The organism is Coprococcus sp. BIOML-A2 (assembly GCF_009875795.1).
Lineage (GTDB): Bacteria > Bacillota > Clostridia > Lachnospirales > Lachnospiraceae > Coprococcus > Coprococcus aceti.
Genome location: NZ_WWSI01000002.1, coordinates 37,932 through 53,174, shown reverse-complemented (window position 1 = coordinate 53,174; position 15,243 = coordinate 37,932). Strand labels below are relative to the sequence as shown.

The window sequence follows — 15,243 nt, the reverse complement described above, 5'->3', positions numbered from 1 at the left end:
CAATCTATAATATTGTATTTATGCTTTATTCGTATATTATATCTGCCTATTTCCTATCAGATATACCAGCTTATGTCTCTTACTATGCTTTAGATATTAAGGAATCCCTTAACCTCTGCAAGCATATCCTCCTTGTCACATACTGTGTCGTGGAGAACCTTTGCTGATCTGATATCTTCTATAGCCTGAGGTACCTTTACACCTGAGAGCTTCTCAAGCTCGTCGACAAGCTCAAAGTCTGTCTTGGAATCATACTCAGCGTCTATAGCGTTCATAACGCTTCTTGTGAACTTGTATGGGCTTGCTGTTGACGCGATGACTGTAGGTGTCTTATCTCCTGTCTCTGCCACATACTTTTCATATACTGTAGCCGCAACTGCTGTATGTGTATCGATGATATAATCATCTGACTCATATACCTTTTTGATGGTAGCTGCTGTCTCTGCCTCTGTTGCATATCCACCATAGAACTCAGCAAGCTTTGCCTTCATATCGTCTGTGATGGTGTACACTCCATCTGTTGTGAGTTCTTTCATAAGCTCTGAGTTCTTCTCAGCATCATTGCCGGCAATCTTGTATATCAATCTCTCAAGGTTGCTTGAAATGAGGATATCCATCGATGGTGATGTTGTGAGTATGAACTCTCTGTTTCTATCGTATGTTCCTGTCTGGAAGAAATCAAACAGAACCTTGTTGTCATTTGATGCACAGATGAACTTTGCGATTGGAAGTCCCATCTCCTTGGCATAGTATGCTGCAAGGATATTACCAAAGTTACCTGTTGGAACGTCCACGTTGATCTTGTCGCCTGCCTTGATGGTTCCGTCTGCAACAAGTCTTGTGTAAGCGTATACATAGTATACCATCTGAGGGACAAGACGTCCGATGTTGATTGAGTTTGCTGATGAAAACTGATATCCCTTCTCATCCATGTACTTTGCAAGCTCTGCATCTGAGAACATCTTCTTTACGCCAGTCTGAGCGTCATCGAAGTTTCCTGTGATACCTACAACAAATGTATTATCTCCCTTCTGGGTAACCATCTGCTTCTCCTGAATAGGGCTTACACCGTGCTTTGGATAGAACACGATTATCTTTGTTCCAGGAACATCTGCAAATCCTGCAAGGGCAGCCTTACCTGTATCACCTGATGTTGCTGTGAGGATGACAATCTCATTCTTTACGCCATTCTTCTTTGCTGATGTTGTGAGAAGATATGGAAGGATTGAAAGTGCCATATCCTTGAATGCTATTGTTGATCCATGGAAAAGCTCAAGATAATATGCTCCTGCCTTATTCACAAGTGGTGCTATAACCGGTGTATCAAACTTTGAATCATATGCTGAATCTATACAATGCTTAAGCTCAGCCTCTGTGAAGTCTGTGAACATAAGCTTCATAACCTCGTATGCAACCTGCTGATAGTTCATCTTTGCAAGGTCTTCCAGAGACACATCAAGTGCTGGTATAGAATCTGGTACAAAAAGGCCCCCCTCATTAGCAAGTCCCTTAAGTATAGCCTGTGATGCTGTTGCTGTCTCATTTGCATTTCTTGTGCTTCTGTAGATAAGTTCCATTTGCCAATCTCCTTAATAAATATATTTAAACATTTCGTTATGTACTAAACTCAGGAATCACCTGTATTCTTACAAATAATCGTGTGCATTATAACACAGCATTTTATAAAAAACAAGCTATAGCCCTCCTCATTCGTGCGACTTTCCCAATACTTATATCACTGCATTTAAAAACCCGCCTTACGGCGGGTCTTTAATATATCTGTATATAATTTCTGATTTTTATTACTTTACATATACATCATAGTAGCCTGTTGCGAAGTTGAGAGCTGCCTGATGATTTGAGAAGTAGATGTCAAGGTGATTACCGTTGATCGCTCCACCTCTGTCCTGTACTGTGTATGTGTGACCATCCACGATGAGCTCTGTACCAAATGCAAAGTTGCTTGGTGCTGCACATGTAACACCCTCAACCGCAGGAGCACCTGAAGCTGTTGTCGGGTTATCCATGTTGCTGTACTCTCCACAGCAGATTGGGCATGGACAATATGCCGTAATCCAGAATGTTCCGAGATATGTACCTGATGTCTCACCATTCACCCACATAACCTTGTCATCAGGAAGTCCGTCTGTTGACTTCTCTGTTGATGGATCAACTGATATCTGATCGTCAGGAAGTCCTGCTGCTGACTTATCCTTATCCTTAACCTTCATCTGTGTGGTAGGCTCTGACTTTGTTGTGTCTGCTGCCTGCTGTGCAGCCTCTGTTGCACGAGCCTCTGTTGTGCTCTCCTGAACTCCACCGCTTATGGCTGAAGTCTTCTTAGCTGTCTTCTTGCTTGAGAGGGCTACTGAACCAGTCTTGTTGACATCTGACAGAGTACCATCTGCCAGTGCAACTGATGATGTTGCCTCTCCATAGTCTGCTGTGTTGTCTGCGTATAATGTATTACCTGCTGCTGCGATCGACACTCCCTTGCCCTTGGATGAAACCATGCTGTCATCTGATGCGATAACTGCGTATGATGAAAATCCAACTGCCAGGAGTACTGCTCCTATGCTAATCTTCTTTACGTTTCTTTTCAGTGATGTCTTCATTAGTTTCTGTGATTTCATACGTGATGAATCTGAAAACTTTTGCATAACCTTTTCTCCTTAATTTCTTTACGGTTTCAGAATTGTTACAAAACCGTTAAAATTTAACTCATGACGCTATTATAATCTCTGTCAAAAGAAAGGTCAAGCAAAGTGGCTATTTTTGTAAATCATGCACAATCCGCATAAAATCTTTAATTCCGTTAATGTAAACATGCAACATTTTAAAATGCTATTTTTGTGCATGTTTCACATTTTAGTACCGTAACATTTTTGAAACAAATCAGCATCTTGTATATTTTTACTTTAGAGTTTTTAATAAATTCTTTGTTTTCTGTTACATTTTTTTGTTTTTATGTTAACTCACAATGACTTTTTCAGGTGCGCTGTCAGCCCATCTACAGAGCAGTTCCTCAAGCTCCTCGTAAGTCTCAACCTGGTTCACATTGCTCCTGAGCTTTGCCGAATCATACATTCCGACTGAGTACCATGCCACGTGCTTTCTCATCTCATGGATACCTGTGTACTCACCCTTGAACTCAACCATGAGTCTCGCATGTCTCAGCATCATATCCTTCACTTCATATATGTCAGGCTTGTCCGGCAGCTCGCCATGCTCGTAGTAGTATTTCATATCGTGGAATATCCACGGGTTGCCCCTCGCACCTCTTCCTATCATAAAGCCGTCACAGTTCGTCTGCGCCCTCATGTCTATGATGTCCTGAGGAGTGTTTATATCGCCATTGCCAATGATCGGGATGCTGCACGCCTCCTTCACCCTGGCTATGACGCTCCAGTCCGCATGTCCCTGATAATACTGCTGCCTTGTCCTTCCGTGCACCGCCACAGCGGCAGCCCCGCTCTCCTGGGCTATATGTGCTATCTCAGGCGCATTTATATGCTCTGAATCAAATCCGCTTCTTATCTTGATGGTCAGCGGTATGCTTATAGCTTTTGCCATGGCCTCGACTATCCTTCCAACGAGAACCGGATCCTTCATCAGCGCAGATCCCTCTCCATTGTTGACCACCTTCGGCACAGGGCAGCCCATATTTACATCTATGAACGAATAACCGTTGCTCTCTATCCTCTTTGCCATCTCCGCCATGATCTCAGGATCAGAGCCAAAGAGCTGCAGCCCAAATGGCTTCTCCCGCTCATCCATAGCCAGAAGCGGCTTCGTGTTCTTATTTTTGTAATATATTGCCTTGGCACTCACCATCTCGCTGTACAGGATATCACAGCCCTGTTCCTTGCATAAAAGACGAAATGGCTGGTCACATACACCAGCCATCGGCGCCAGGATCAATTTATCTCTGAAATCCATAAATTTCTCCATTGCTTCTATAATAATATATAATTTGCAAAATCCGACTTATTTCTGCTTGTCCATGATAAGTCTGAGTCCGTGAAGTGTGAGATCCGGATCATACACATCTATGCAGTCCGTGTTCTCATATATCATCTTTCCAAGTCCGCCGGTAGCCACGACCTTCAAATTGTCGTATCCTGACTCCTTGCGCATTCTCTTCACTATATACTCTGTCTGGCCAATATAGCCCATGCACACACCGGCCTGCATACTGGATATCGTGTCCTTGCACAGTATCGTCTCAGGCACCTTTATCTCTATCTCAGGAAGCTTGGCTGTTCCCGTCCACAGAGCATTTGCAATAAGCCTTATACCCGGCGATGTGACCTCAGCCTCAAACACGCCATCGGCATTGATGAGGTCGTACGTTGTGGCAGTTCCAAAGTCCACCGTGAGAACCGGTCCGCCATACATGTGATAAGCCGCAACTGCGTCAACTATTCTGTCAGCTCCAAGCTGCTTCGGGTTTGGCAGCGCTATATTGATCCCCGTCTTTATTCCCGGCTCAACTATGAGTGGTGTTATTCCAAAATACTTCTTTATGCCATTCACCAGGGAATGCATGATCTTCGGAACAACCGAAGCGATTATAACTTCATCTATAACATCAGTTGACAACTGTCTCATTCTGAGCCAGTCGCACAGAAATACTCCGTACTCATCCGATGTTCTCGATATCCCGGTGGTCATCCTGAAGGTCTTCTCCAGGCGTTCTCCGTCAAACAGTCCTATCGTAATATTTGTATTTCCAGCATCAATAGCAAATAACATGCCCCTTTTTCCTTCCTGATCTTCCAATTATTTTATATCATTCATTTACAAGACTGTTAATGTCAACACCCTGTATAAATATCTTATAGAACAGCTCCAGACTCTGGAACAGCTCCTTCTTTTCATTCTGCAGCTTCTTGACCTTGAGTCCGCATCCTATGTCGTCAAATAACAGGTCATCCTCAAGTGCCCTCGTCTGTATCTTCAGATTGCCGGCGTCGTCAAACACCAACATAAATATTCCTCCGACCTCCTGTGTAAACGCTCCACACATGGCGTGAAGCTCGTCCTTTATCTCATCAGGAAGCTTTGAAAATTCCTTGTTCAGATAAAACTTCTGATTATATATCGAGCTGGCGCACAGAACAAGCTCGCCATCCTCTGTCCTGGTTGAAATCTCCATAACCGCTCCTATCCTATAACGTCCGCCATATCGTACATTCCTGCAGGCTTGCCCTTGAGGAACTTTCCTGCCTCAACAGCACCCTTTGCAAATACTGACTTGGAATATGCAGTGTGCTTAAACTCTATAACCTCATCAATACCTGCAAATATCACCTCATGCTCTCCAACTATAGTGCCGCCTCTGACAGCAGAGATTCCGAGCTCCTTCTTATCTCTCTTCTTTCTCACCTTGCTTCTGTCGTACACATACTCATACTGCTCATTGCATGCCTCATTGATTGAATCAGCAAGAGCAAGAGCTGTTCCGGATGGAGCATCCACCTTCTGGTTGTGATGCTTCTCAACTATCTCTATATCATATCCGGCTGGTGAGAATACCTTCGCAGCATCCTTCAGAAGCTTCATGAGTGTATTGATTCCCAGTGACATGTTCGCTGACTTGAGTATGGCAACCTTTGCACTGCACTCCTTTACCTTTGCAAGCTGCTCATCTGAGAGACCTGTTGTGCAGAGAACTATAGGAGTCTGTGTCCTCACACCGTAATCGAGGAGCTTGTCAACAGCTACAGCCGCTGCAAAATCTATGATGACATCAGCCTCGACATCGCAGGCATCTATATCTGTAAATACCGGATATCCGTTATCCCTGTTGTCCACAACATCTATTCCCGCTACGATCTCGGCATCAGGATCGCTTGCAACGATACCTGTTATTACCTGTCCCATCTTTCCATTGCAACCATGCATTATGATCTTTACCATGTCTGTCTATCCTCCATATATATAAGCTTTGTCATTTGTTGTCGTCTTTTGTGTGGTCTATGCACGCTGACATGCGCATATATTTCAACATGTACTCCATTTTACACATTTGCTCTCCATTGTGCAACGTTTATATCCACCTCGGCAAATAAAAATGTCTGCAGCCAGTTGAGACCGCAGACATCTGTATTGTTTCTATGATAATTACAGTCCTAGAGAACTCCGTACTCTTCCATTGCCTTCTTGAGCTTCTCCACGTTCTGTGGCTCCATCTCAGTGAGCGGCATTCTCATTGTTCCATCACACATACCAAGAAGCTCTACAGCCTTCTTGACAGGTATTGGATTGACCTCGCAGAACAGTGCGTTGCAGAGGTCGATGGCCTTGAGCTGGAGATCAAGGCTTCCCTGAACATCTCCGTCAAGATATTTCTGAACCATATCGTGTACGTCCTCAGGGATTATATTGGCTGTTACTGAGATAACACCCTTTCCGCCAAGTGAGAGAAGAGGTACAACCTGATCGTCATTTCCTGAGTAGATATCTATGCATCCCTTTGAAAGACTTGCAAGCTTTACGACCTGGCTTATATTGCCTGAAGCTTCCTTGATACCGACAATGTTCTCAACGTTCTGTGCAAGATATACTGCTGTCTCCGGCTGGATATTGCAGCCTGTACGTGATGGCACATTGTAAAGGATTATAGGCACATTTACTGAATTTGCAACGGCTGTGAAGTGTGCGATGAGGCCCTTCTGTGTAGCCTTGTTGTAGTATGGTGTAACCACGAGCAGACCGTCCACTCCGTAGCTCTCTGCCTCTGTTGAGAGATATATTGCTGTTGCAGTACAGTTTGAACCTGTTCCTGCTATTACCTTTATTCTGTGATCAGCGAATTCTACACACTTCTTCACGCACTCAAGATGCTCCTCGTGTGACAGTGTTGAAGCCTCGCCTGTTGTTCCGCAGATAACTATGGCATCCGTCTTGTGTGCTATATGAAACTCCACGAGCTCCTTGAGCTTATCATAATCCACATCTCCATTTTCAAGAAATGGTGTTACAAGTGCAACTGCTGAACCGGTAAAAATTGACATATTGTCGTCCTCCTTAAAAATAAATAGTCGATACAATATAGCATAAAAATGGGCTGGCAAAAAGCCAACCCATAAAAACATCTCATTCTTACAAGTAGCTCTCCATCCTCAGATGACAGTCATACAGTTCTTAACTGCACAACCAGCAACAGATCCTGTGGAATATCCATCACTTCGGCGGTCTTCCCTTTCGTCAGGCATCTTCTGCATCCACATGCATCAGCCTGCTTAATCATTAATCCCGCGCCTCTACTATATTGTATTCAGTTTAATCTTAGATAGTGCTACTATATCACCGCATCCAGACCATGTCAACCATATATTTTACTGCGTGCTTCACAAGGGTTCCTCCCACTGACGTGGGCCCCTCCTTATGAAATATCATTCAAGACATTCCATCTTGCTCACAGACACCTCGTATGCCACCTTGCTGATCACCTGGTCATTGTCGATACGCTTCTGATACTCCCTGCTCTGGATCCTTCCCCAAATGGCTACATGCTCTCCTACCTGGAGCTTTCCGGCAAATCTCGCATTTCTGCCCCAGCAGATACATGGTATGTAATCGCTCTTGCCGTATGCTCTGTTGACCGCCAGCAGCACATCCGCGATCTCCCTTCCAAGGGGCGTCATCCTGTACACAGGTGCCTTACATATGTAACCGTCAAGATAGATCTGATTTGGTCTGTTCTCCTCCTCAGCATCATCCTCGTCTATGGTCTCGATCTCTCTCACAAACACAGACAGTATAAGGCGGTTTCTGGTCTCCTCATGCTTGTTGTATGACCTGAACTGTCCCTTTGCCATGATGCGCTCCCCTATGTGGGATTCGTTCACATCGAACAGTCTGTCAGACACCATGAGCGGAATAGTATCGTAAGCATCGCTGAGTCTGCTGACGATGAGATCCACCATATAGAAGCCCTCGCCAAATATCTCGTGGCTGAACACGAACTCTGATGCTATCTCTCCTGCCACCACTACCTGATTGTTGTTTAATGTTTTTTCAGTCATATTTTCTCCCTCCGTTATAACAAACTTTTGCATACTTTAAAAGTTATGCCACGCAGTACAAAAATATGCTGTCTTGTTTAATCTAGTTTTGTCGGTCTCTCTTTCGCTGTCTCATTACCTCATACGACAAAAGAGTCGCCGATATTGCAGCGTTCAGCGATTCGACTTTGCCCTCCATCGGAATCCTGAGAAGTCTGTCGGCTCTGCACGCCACCTCATCCGTCAGGCCATTTCCCTCATTTCCTATGAGGAACGCCACCCTGTCCGGGAATCCTATGTCGTAGAGATCGTCGCCGTCCAGATGTGCTCCGTACACCACAACACCTGACCGTCTCAGCTCCTCCACGGTCCCGGGCAGGTCATCGCACATGACAAATGGCACCCTGAATATGGCACCCATCGTCGATCTGACTACCTTCGGATTGTACGGATCGCATGAACCTTTTCCTATAAGCACGGCGGTCACACCTGCTGCCTCTGCGCTTCTGAATATAGTTCCCATATTTCCGGGATCCTGGAGCGTATCTAGCACAAGAAATGTCTCTCTGTCATTCCTGCCGAGCACGGAATCAAGCTGATAATGCATGCATTTCACCACAGCCATGCACCCCTGTGGAGTCTTGGTCTGTGACACCCCTGCGAACACTCCGTCGCTGAGTATCCAGGTATTCCTGCCATCAAGCACACCCATGCTCTTGAATTCATCCCTGTATTCCTTAAGCGCACTCTCCGACAGATACACCTCCTGAACATTCTGAAGCGGAAGCTCCCTGAACATGCGTATCCCCTCGACCACGAACACGTCTCTGTCCTTTCTGAGCTTTGCATCCTTGTTCAGCTTATTAAGTTCTTTTATCCTCGGATTACTGTTTGCTGTAATTACTTCCACTTTTTTCTCCTTTTGCGGTATTTCTGTCACACTTTTCTGAGCAATACCCTGTCTTTGCCGTATTCCATCTGGAGCGCGTACACCACGCCGGAATTCTCATCCACACAGAATCCCCGGCCCATATTCTTCGCCTGTCTGGACTTCTTGAGCTGCACGTACACTGGACATGTGCCCTTGTACTCCTCAAGGATCGACATAAATGCAGACTCGTTCTTCATGTATTCGTCCACATCATCGAACAATACCCAGAGCTGGCTCTTGCTCTGAACAGGCTTCTGTCTGTTGTTCCATGGCTTCCCCGACTGAAAGCTCTTGCCACCTTCTGCCTCCTCAAAGCTTATCATATCCGACAATATGAGCTTGTTTTCCTTCTCACCGAGATTCGCCCTGCCCCTGACAAACACTCTGGAATCCACCAGAAGTCTGTCCCTGAACTTCTCGAAATCCCTCGGGAATACTATAACCTCGACCTGTCCGACCAAATCCTCTATCGTCACATACGCCATATTCTGATTGTTCTTGGTGAGCTTCACCGTCACCCTTGATATGAGTCCGCCGATGACATACATTGCATTGTCCTGAAGCTTCTGTCCATCTCCGTCACCCTGATCCCGGCTCATCTCATCGTCATCCTCGGTGTCCACCACGAAATCCGTCGCCTGAGCCGTGCATGTTCTCTGCATAAGCTCGATATATTTGCCAAGCGGATGTCCCGATATATACACTCCGAGCACAGACTTCTCAAGCGCCAGCTTCTCCTGATCCGAATACTCCTCCACATCAGGGTAAGGTACAAGATTGCTCTGCACAAAATCGTCTCCCATCAGGTCAAACAGAGACATCTGCCCGGACTCCCTGCTCTTTCTCTCCCTTGCTGCTTCCTCCGCTATGGCCGGAAGAGCCATCATCATCTGCTTTCTGTTTGCCCCCATATCATCAAATGCACCGCTGAGTATCAGAGCTTCCACAGTTTTCTTATTTGTATCCTTTGAAGGCATCCTTGTGAGGAAATTCCTGAGATCCTTAAACGGTCCATTCTTGGTTCTCTCCGCCTCTATCCTGTCGACAACAGCGCCTCCGACACTCTTGATACCGGAGAGGCCGTATCTTATCTTGCCGTTGCTTATGGAGAACTTTGCCACTCCCTCATTTATATCCGGAGGGAGCACCTCAACACCCATCTGCTTGCACACGCTTATATACTTTGCAACCTTGCCATTGTTGTCAATTACCGATGACATCAGCGCAGCCATGAACTCCACCGGATAGTAATACTTCAGGTACGCTGTCTGCGCCGCAAGTACCGCATATGCCACGGAGTGGGACTTGTTAAATGCGTACTCCGCGAACTTCATCATCTCGTCAAATATCTTATTTGCCACGGTCTCCGAGATTCCATTTGCCACACATCCCGGAACATTGAGCTCCTTGTTGCCGTACACAAAGTTATGACGCTCCTTCTCCATCTCCTCAGGCTTCTTCTTCGCCATGGCTCGGCGCACAAGGTCACTTCTTCCCAGCGTATAGCCCGCCAGCTTCATAACGATCTGCATTACCTGCTCCTGGTAAATGATACATCCGTAAGTCGGCTCAAGTATCTCCTCAAGCTCAGGGGTATCATAGTGAACCAGCTCACGGTTCTCCTTGCCCCTGATGTAGTCGTCTATGAACTGCATAGGACCCGGTCTAAACAGAGCAACACCGGCAATTACATCGTCCAGACTCTGCGGCTTCAGCTTCATCATGAAGTTTCTCATGCCCTCACTTTCGAGCTGGAACATACCCTCGGTCTTTCCCTGTCCCATGAGTCCAAGTATATTCGGATCATCGTAATCTATATTGTCTATGTCTATATCCTTGCCTGTTGTCTGCTTGACCAGCTTGACTGTATCCTGCACAACAGTCGCCGTACGGAGTCCCAGGAAGTCCATCTTGAGCATTCCCAGATGCTCCACCGTGTTCTTCTCAAACTGGGTTACCACCGCGCCCTCGGCTCCGACTGACAAAGGCGCGTACTCCTCTATGGCTTCACGGCCTATAACCACTCCCGCCGCATGCATTCCTGCATTTCTAGGGAGTCCCTCAAGCTTTCTGGCTATATCCACAAGCTTCTTGATCTCGTCCGAGCCCTCGTACATATCCCTGAAATCCTTGCTCGTCTTGAGTGCTATATCTATAGTCATATCCTTCTCTGCAGGTATTGCCTTTGCAAGGGAATCACACACCGCATACGGGAGATCCATGGCTCTTCCAACGTCTCTTATGACGTTTCTTGCGCCCATGGTCTGATATGCTATTATCTGTGTCACGCACTCCTCGCCATATTTCCTTACACAGTAGTCGATAACCTCCTGACGTCTGATATAACAGAAATCTATATCAATATCCGGCATGGATACTCGCTCCGGGTTCAGGAATCTCTCGAAGAGAAGGTTGTACTGCAAAGGCTCAATTGTCGTTATGTCCAGACAGTAAGCAACCACACTGCCAACCGCCGAACCTCTTCCAGGTCCAACTGCGATTCCCTGCGATTTTGCAAAATGAATGAAATCCCACACTATCAGGAAATAATCCACAAATCCCATGCTCTTTATGACAGACAGCTCATAATCTATTCTCTGTCTGACCTCGTAGCCGTGGGTTCCCTCGGCCATCTTACCGGACTCCTCATATGTAAGTCCGTACTTTTTCTCCATACCCTCATATACCAGATGATCCAGATATTCCTCCGCGGTATATCCCTCCGGCACATCGAATCTCGGAACCTTCTGCTCGCCAAATACGATATTCACATTACACCGCTCTGCGATCTTATGTGTATTCTCCAGAGCCTCCAGGGCATATGGGAACAGCTCAGCCATCTCCTCCTTTGATTTGAGGTAGAACTGACCTCCCTCATAGCGCATTCTGTTCTCGTCCTGAACCTTGTGGTTAGTCTGTATACACAGGAGAACATCATGTGCCTCCCAGTCCTCGGCATAGATGTAGTGCGAATCATTTGTCACGACCATAGGGATACCCAGTTCCTTTGACAGACGCATGATCCCCGCATTCACAGTTGCCTGCTCAGGTATTCCGTGATCCTGCATCTCCAGAAAATAGTTTTCCTCGCCAAATATATTCCTGTATCTTATCGCAGTCTCCTTCGCACCGTCATAGTCGCCCTTTCTAAGCTTTGTCGCAACCTCACCGGCAAGACAGGCGCTGAGCGCTATAATTCCCTCATGGTACTTCTCCAGCACCTCCATATCGACCCTCGGCTTATAGTAAAAGCCCTCGGTAAATCCTCTGGTCACGATCTTGGACAGATTGTGATATCCCAGATCATTCTCCGCCAGAAGGACGAGGTGATAATATCTGTCATCACCTTTTCCAACTTCCCTGTCAAATCGTGATCCCGGACTGACATACACCTCACATCCGAGAATAGGTTTTATCCCCTCTCTGAGACAAGTCTCATAGAACTCTATAACACCGTACATGACGCCGTGATCCGTTATTGCGAGGGAATCATATCCCAGTTCCTTTGCCCTGCGCACAAGTCCGTCTATCTTCGCCGCACCGTCCAGCAGACTGTAGCCTGTATGCACATGCAGATGTGTAAACTCCATATGTCTCCTCCTTATTTGTTATGCAGTATCTCCCGCCTTATATAGTCAAATGTATAATCTTCGCCCTTCTCAGCCAGAGTCGTTAGCATGTCCTCCAGCAGATCCGCCGATTCAGGGTGCAGATGATGTCTGGATCTGCCCCTCAGATAATACTCAAGCGGAAATGAATCCGTATACTTATCACCATTATAATTCTTGCTGGCAGCCACCCTGTCGCAGAACATCTCCACAACGTACTTCTCCGGCATGCGCATTCCCACCAGCTCCACACAGTTCCTGTCAACACTGTAATCTACCCAGTATTCCAGATGGTGCTTGTTTCTTCCCTTGTGGTGCAGCCATGCGCTTGAATATCCCTTGCTCTCGCGCTCCGCATCATTCGGGCTTCTTGTTCCCTGATAATACTTTGCCCCGACTGAGAACTCAGTCCACGAATACTTTGACAGATCGTGCACAAGCCCCTGCCAGTATAATCCGCACTTAAAGCAGTTATGCATGACCATTCTCTTATGTCTGTTTATGGTTTTCAAATGTCTGTACCATTTTGGAGCATCCATATCATCCCGTCCTTTCCCACTGAGTACAAAAGGCTGCCGCAAAAACTTTTGCAGGCAGCCTTCCTCAATATTGAAGCCGAAAAAGGGACTCGAACCCTCGACCCACGCATTACGAATGCGTTGCTCTACCAACTGAGCTATTTCGGCATCTATAAATTACTACCATACGCTATCGGTTAGAAACACCAGATACCATATAGCGGTATATTTACCAATCCTTTATCGACAAACATGTCATCTGTAGATATCCTCACTGAAGTCTGATTGTCATATCTCTGTTTGAATACTCTGGAGCTCTGGGCCTTGGTGTGCGGACTTGTCTGAACATCCACTGGAATGACCTCTCCATCGCCCTCATACACGAAATCAACCTTCGCTGTGGCCGATGAGATCCAGAAATACAGATCACCGATACTCCTGTTCACATACAGCTCTGCAAGAGCGTACTGCTCTGCTATAACTCCATCCATCATATCAAGAACATTATCTGTGTCAATATCCTGAACCAGAATACCAGCCATGACCCTGAGCAGGCCATGATCAAGATGATACAGCTCAAATGACTTGTCATCCTTCTGGTTTGCCAGAGGAAGCACTCCATTCCTGACTCTGTACACCTGACGCACAACGCCCATCCTGACGATCTGATCAACTGACGCCTCGTACTCCCTGGCACGGGCCTTCGGATCAACGTATCCATACATGAACTTCTTGTTCTCCTTGGTAAGCTGAACCGGAATACTGTTCCATATCGCCATGACCTTGGTAAGATATCTCTTCGGAGTGGAGTTTATCAGATATTCAGTAGTTCTGTCAAGTATAGACTTCAAAACCACATCAACTCTTCTGAGATCTCCTGTCTTATAATATTCATCCACCGCCTCCGGCATTCCTCCGGTCACGAAGAAAGTCTCAAGCATTGTCTGGACGCTGTCCCTGACCTCATCCGGCATCGGTGTGATCTTCTGGTTCTCTATAAATGCACAGAGCTTTCTGCCCTTTCCCGCTTTCAGGAATTCCTCAAAGTTCATAGGCATCATCTCATATACGCATATGTCATCCTGGCACTCTTCCTCTCCCGGGATTGGTCCACAGGATGTCGCAATGACACAGATCCTGCAGTCAGTATTATATCTGCTGTACTCAACAAGGTTGCCGAGCAGTCCCACACAGTTCTGCGCATTGTCAAATATAAGAAGCTTATCCTTGAAATCATACTTGTCAAGCGACGTTGTAAGCTTGGCATGAAGCTTCTCCGGTCTCCTCTCCTTTGCTGCATATGCGGCAAAGTCCGGATACTTGTCCATATCTATTATTATATGATCCTCAAAAAATCCCATGGCAAAATCAGCCACAGCCCATGTCTTGCCAACAAACTTGCCACCACGGACAACTGCAATCTTATCCGCTCCGGTCTCATACCATGTTGCAAGGTCATTCATAACATTTCTAAACAAGCATCTCACCTCGATTCGACCACTTTTTCCAAATCTATTATAGGATACCACTAAAAATTTGCAATGTAAATAGTTAAACCCATATCATTGCACTCTCTGATTTTTTATCACTTTATACTATTCATACAGGAATTTTTCCCTGAAATACGTCTTAAGTGCTGGTTCATCGATATCCATATACTTCATCACAACCTCATACAGGAACTCCTTATAATATTCCCAGTCTTTTCCCGACATATCCAGCTCCTGTACATCCTCATAGAATATCTCTCCAAGCTTATTACGAAGTCTTATAGTCGCTACATATAAGTTGATATTACCATTTGCATTCTCTGACTTCACCACATCCACCGTCATGTCTCCATACTTCAGATGGGTCTCTCCACGCATGATCCTTACTTCCTTCTCAATGCGCAAAAGGCATTTCTCCTCAACCATATCCCGCAGGAAATACCCACGATTTTCAAAGAGATATTTCTTTATGGACATGAGAATGATCTCATTCTGAGAATAACCGGTATAATCAGATAATCTCTCCAAATCCCTCGCCATTCTGGAATCCATTCTCAAAGGCTTGCTCGTGAGCTCTCTCTTGTTAAGTCCCGGCATAATATGCTCCCTTTCTCTATCCCTATGGGGTAAAAAACCCGGAGGAGATATGTCCTCCGGGATCATTCTGATCTAATTGATATCCTG

At 45.9% G+C, this 15,243-nt stretch carries 13 protein-coding genes, 1 tRNA gene and 1 riboswitch; all 14 genes read right to left on the bottom strand.

Features of this window, described 5'->3' with window-relative positions; all coding sequences use genetic code 11:
• Nucleotides 1-89: 89 nt before the first annotated feature.
• Entirely contained in the window at nucleotides 90-1,577 is a 1,488-nt protein-coding gene (gene thrC, locus GT575_RS04245) for a threonine synthase (protein ID WP_022216593.1), read from the bottom strand.
• Between the two features lie 225 nt (nucleotides 1,578-1,802).
• Nucleotides 1,803-2,660 carry a 3D domain-containing protein gene (locus GT575_RS04240; RefSeq protein WP_015533272.1) on the bottom strand — a complete coding sequence of 286 codons (858 nt, stop codon included), beginning with the start codon at nucleotides 2,658-2,660 and terminating at the stop codon, nucleotides 1,803-1,805.
• A gap of 310 nt (nucleotides 2,661-2,970) precedes the next feature.
• Nucleotides 2,971-3,939: a tRNA dihydrouridine synthase DusB gene (gene dusB / locus GT575_RS04235; RefSeq protein ID WP_117875401.1), complete on the bottom strand. Its 969-nt coding sequence runs from the start codon at nucleotides 3,937-3,939 to the stop codon at nucleotides 2,971-2,973.
• A 48-nt stretch (nucleotides 3,940-3,987) separates the two neighbouring features.
• Nucleotides 3,988-4,755, bottom strand: coding sequence for a type III pantothenate kinase (locus GT575_RS04230; protein WP_022216596.1), 768 nt, complete (start codon nucleotides 4,753-4,755; stop codon nucleotides 3,988-3,990).
• Nucleotides 4,756-4,792: 37 nt separating this feature from the next.
• Nucleotides 4,793-5,158, bottom strand: coding sequence for a DUF6145 family protein (locus GT575_RS04225; protein WP_015533275.1), 366 nt, complete (start codon nucleotides 5,156-5,158; stop codon nucleotides 4,793-4,795).
• A gap of 8 nt (nucleotides 5,159-5,166) precedes the next feature.
• Entirely contained in the window at nucleotides 5,167-5,922 is a 756-nt protein-coding gene (gene dapB, locus GT575_RS04220; RefSeq protein WP_161171554.1) for a 4-hydroxy-tetrahydrodipicolinate reductase, read from the bottom strand.
• Nucleotides 5,923-6,134: 212 nt separating this feature from the next.
• Nucleotides 6,135-7,019, bottom strand: a complete 885-nt coding sequence (gene dapA / locus GT575_RS04215) for a 4-hydroxy-tetrahydrodipicolinate synthase (RefSeq protein ID WP_022216598.1) — start codon at nucleotides 7,017-7,019, stop codon at nucleotides 6,135-6,137.
• A gap of 87 nt (nucleotides 7,020-7,106) precedes the next feature.
• A riboswitch (Lysine riboswitch) is annotated at nucleotides 7,107-7,279 on the bottom strand.
• Between the two features lie 121 nt (nucleotides 7,280-7,400).
• Entirely contained in the window at nucleotides 7,401-8,033 is a 633-nt protein-coding gene (locus tag GT575_RS04210; RefSeq protein WP_015533280.1) for a single-stranded DNA-binding protein, read from the bottom strand.
• Between the two features lie 82 nt (nucleotides 8,034-8,115).
• Complete coding sequence (locus tag GT575_RS04205; protein WP_022216600.1) at nucleotides 8,116-8,922, bottom strand: TrmH family RNA methyltransferase; 807 nt, start codon at nucleotides 8,920-8,922, stop codon at nucleotides 8,116-8,118.
• Between the two features lie 26 nt (nucleotides 8,923-8,948).
• Nucleotides 8,949-12,533 carry a DNA polymerase III subunit alpha gene (locus GT575_RS04200; RefSeq protein WP_161171553.1) on the bottom strand — a complete coding sequence of 1,195 codons (3,585 nt, stop codon included), beginning with the start codon at nucleotides 12,531-12,533 and terminating at the stop codon, nucleotides 8,949-8,951.
• Between the two features lie 11 nt (nucleotides 12,534-12,544).
• A complete protein-coding gene (locus tag GT575_RS04195; protein ID WP_015533282.1) occupies nucleotides 12,545-13,090 on the bottom strand; it encodes a DUF5662 family protein in 546 nt (181 codons plus the stop codon).
• A gap of 74 nt (nucleotides 13,091-13,164) precedes the next feature.
• Nucleotides 13,165-13,237, bottom strand: a tRNA-Thr gene (locus GT575_RS04190).
• 29 nt (nucleotides 13,238-13,266) lie between these two features.
• A complete protein-coding gene (locus tag GT575_RS04185; protein ID WP_022216601.1) occupies nucleotides 13,267-14,547 on the bottom strand; it encodes a DUF4143 domain-containing protein in 1,281 nt (426 codons plus the stop codon).
• A gap of 117 nt (nucleotides 14,548-14,664) precedes the next feature.
• Nucleotides 14,665-15,156: a hypothetical protein gene (locus GT575_RS04180; protein WP_015533284.1), complete on the bottom strand. Its 492-nt coding sequence runs from the start codon at nucleotides 15,154-15,156 to the stop codon at nucleotides 14,665-14,667.
• Nucleotides 15,157-15,243 lie beyond the last annotated feature (87 nt).

Bases quoted from the DNA above. Each gene is read 5' to 3' on its own strand.
- GT575_RS04210 (WP_015533280.1), bottom strand. From the start codon at position 8,033: ATGACTGAAAAAACATTAAACAACAATCAGGTAGTGGTGGCAGGAGAG.
- dapA (WP_022216598.1), bottom strand. From the start codon at position 7,019: ATGTCAATTTTTACCGGTTCAGCAGTTGCACTTGTAACACCATTTCTT.
- thrC (WP_022216593.1), bottom strand. From the start codon at position 1,577: ATGGAACTTATCTACAGAAGCACAAGAAATGCAAATGAGACAGCAACA.
- dusB (WP_117875401.1), bottom strand. From the start codon at position 3,939: ATGGATTTCAGAGATAAATTGATCCTGGCGCCGATGGCTGGTGTATGT.
- GT575_RS04180 (WP_015533284.1), bottom strand. From the start codon at position 15,156: ATGCCGGGACTTAACAAGAGAGAGCTCACGAGCAAGCCTTTGAGAATG.
- GT575_RS04200 (WP_161171553.1), bottom strand. From the start codon at position 12,533: ATGGAGTTTACACATCTGCATGTGCATACAGGCTACAGTCTGCTGGAC.
- GT575_RS04195 (WP_015533282.1), bottom strand. From the start codon at position 13,090: ATGGATGCTCCAAAATGGTACAGACATTTGAAAACCATAAACAGACAT.
- GT575_RS04240 (WP_015533272.1), bottom strand. From the start codon at position 2,660: ATGCAAAAGTTTTCAGATTCATCACGTATGAAATCACAGAAACTAATG.
- GT575_RS04225 (WP_015533275.1), bottom strand. From the start codon at position 5,158: ATGGAGATTTCAACCAGGACAGAGGATGGCGAGCTTGTTCTGTGCGCC.
- GT575_RS04230 (WP_022216596.1), bottom strand. From the start codon at position 4,755: ATGTTATTTGCTATTGATGCTGGAAATACAAATATTACGATAGGACTG.
- dapB (WP_161171554.1), bottom strand. From the start codon at position 5,922: ATGGTAAAGATCATAATGCATGGTTGCAATGGAAAGATGGGACAGGTA.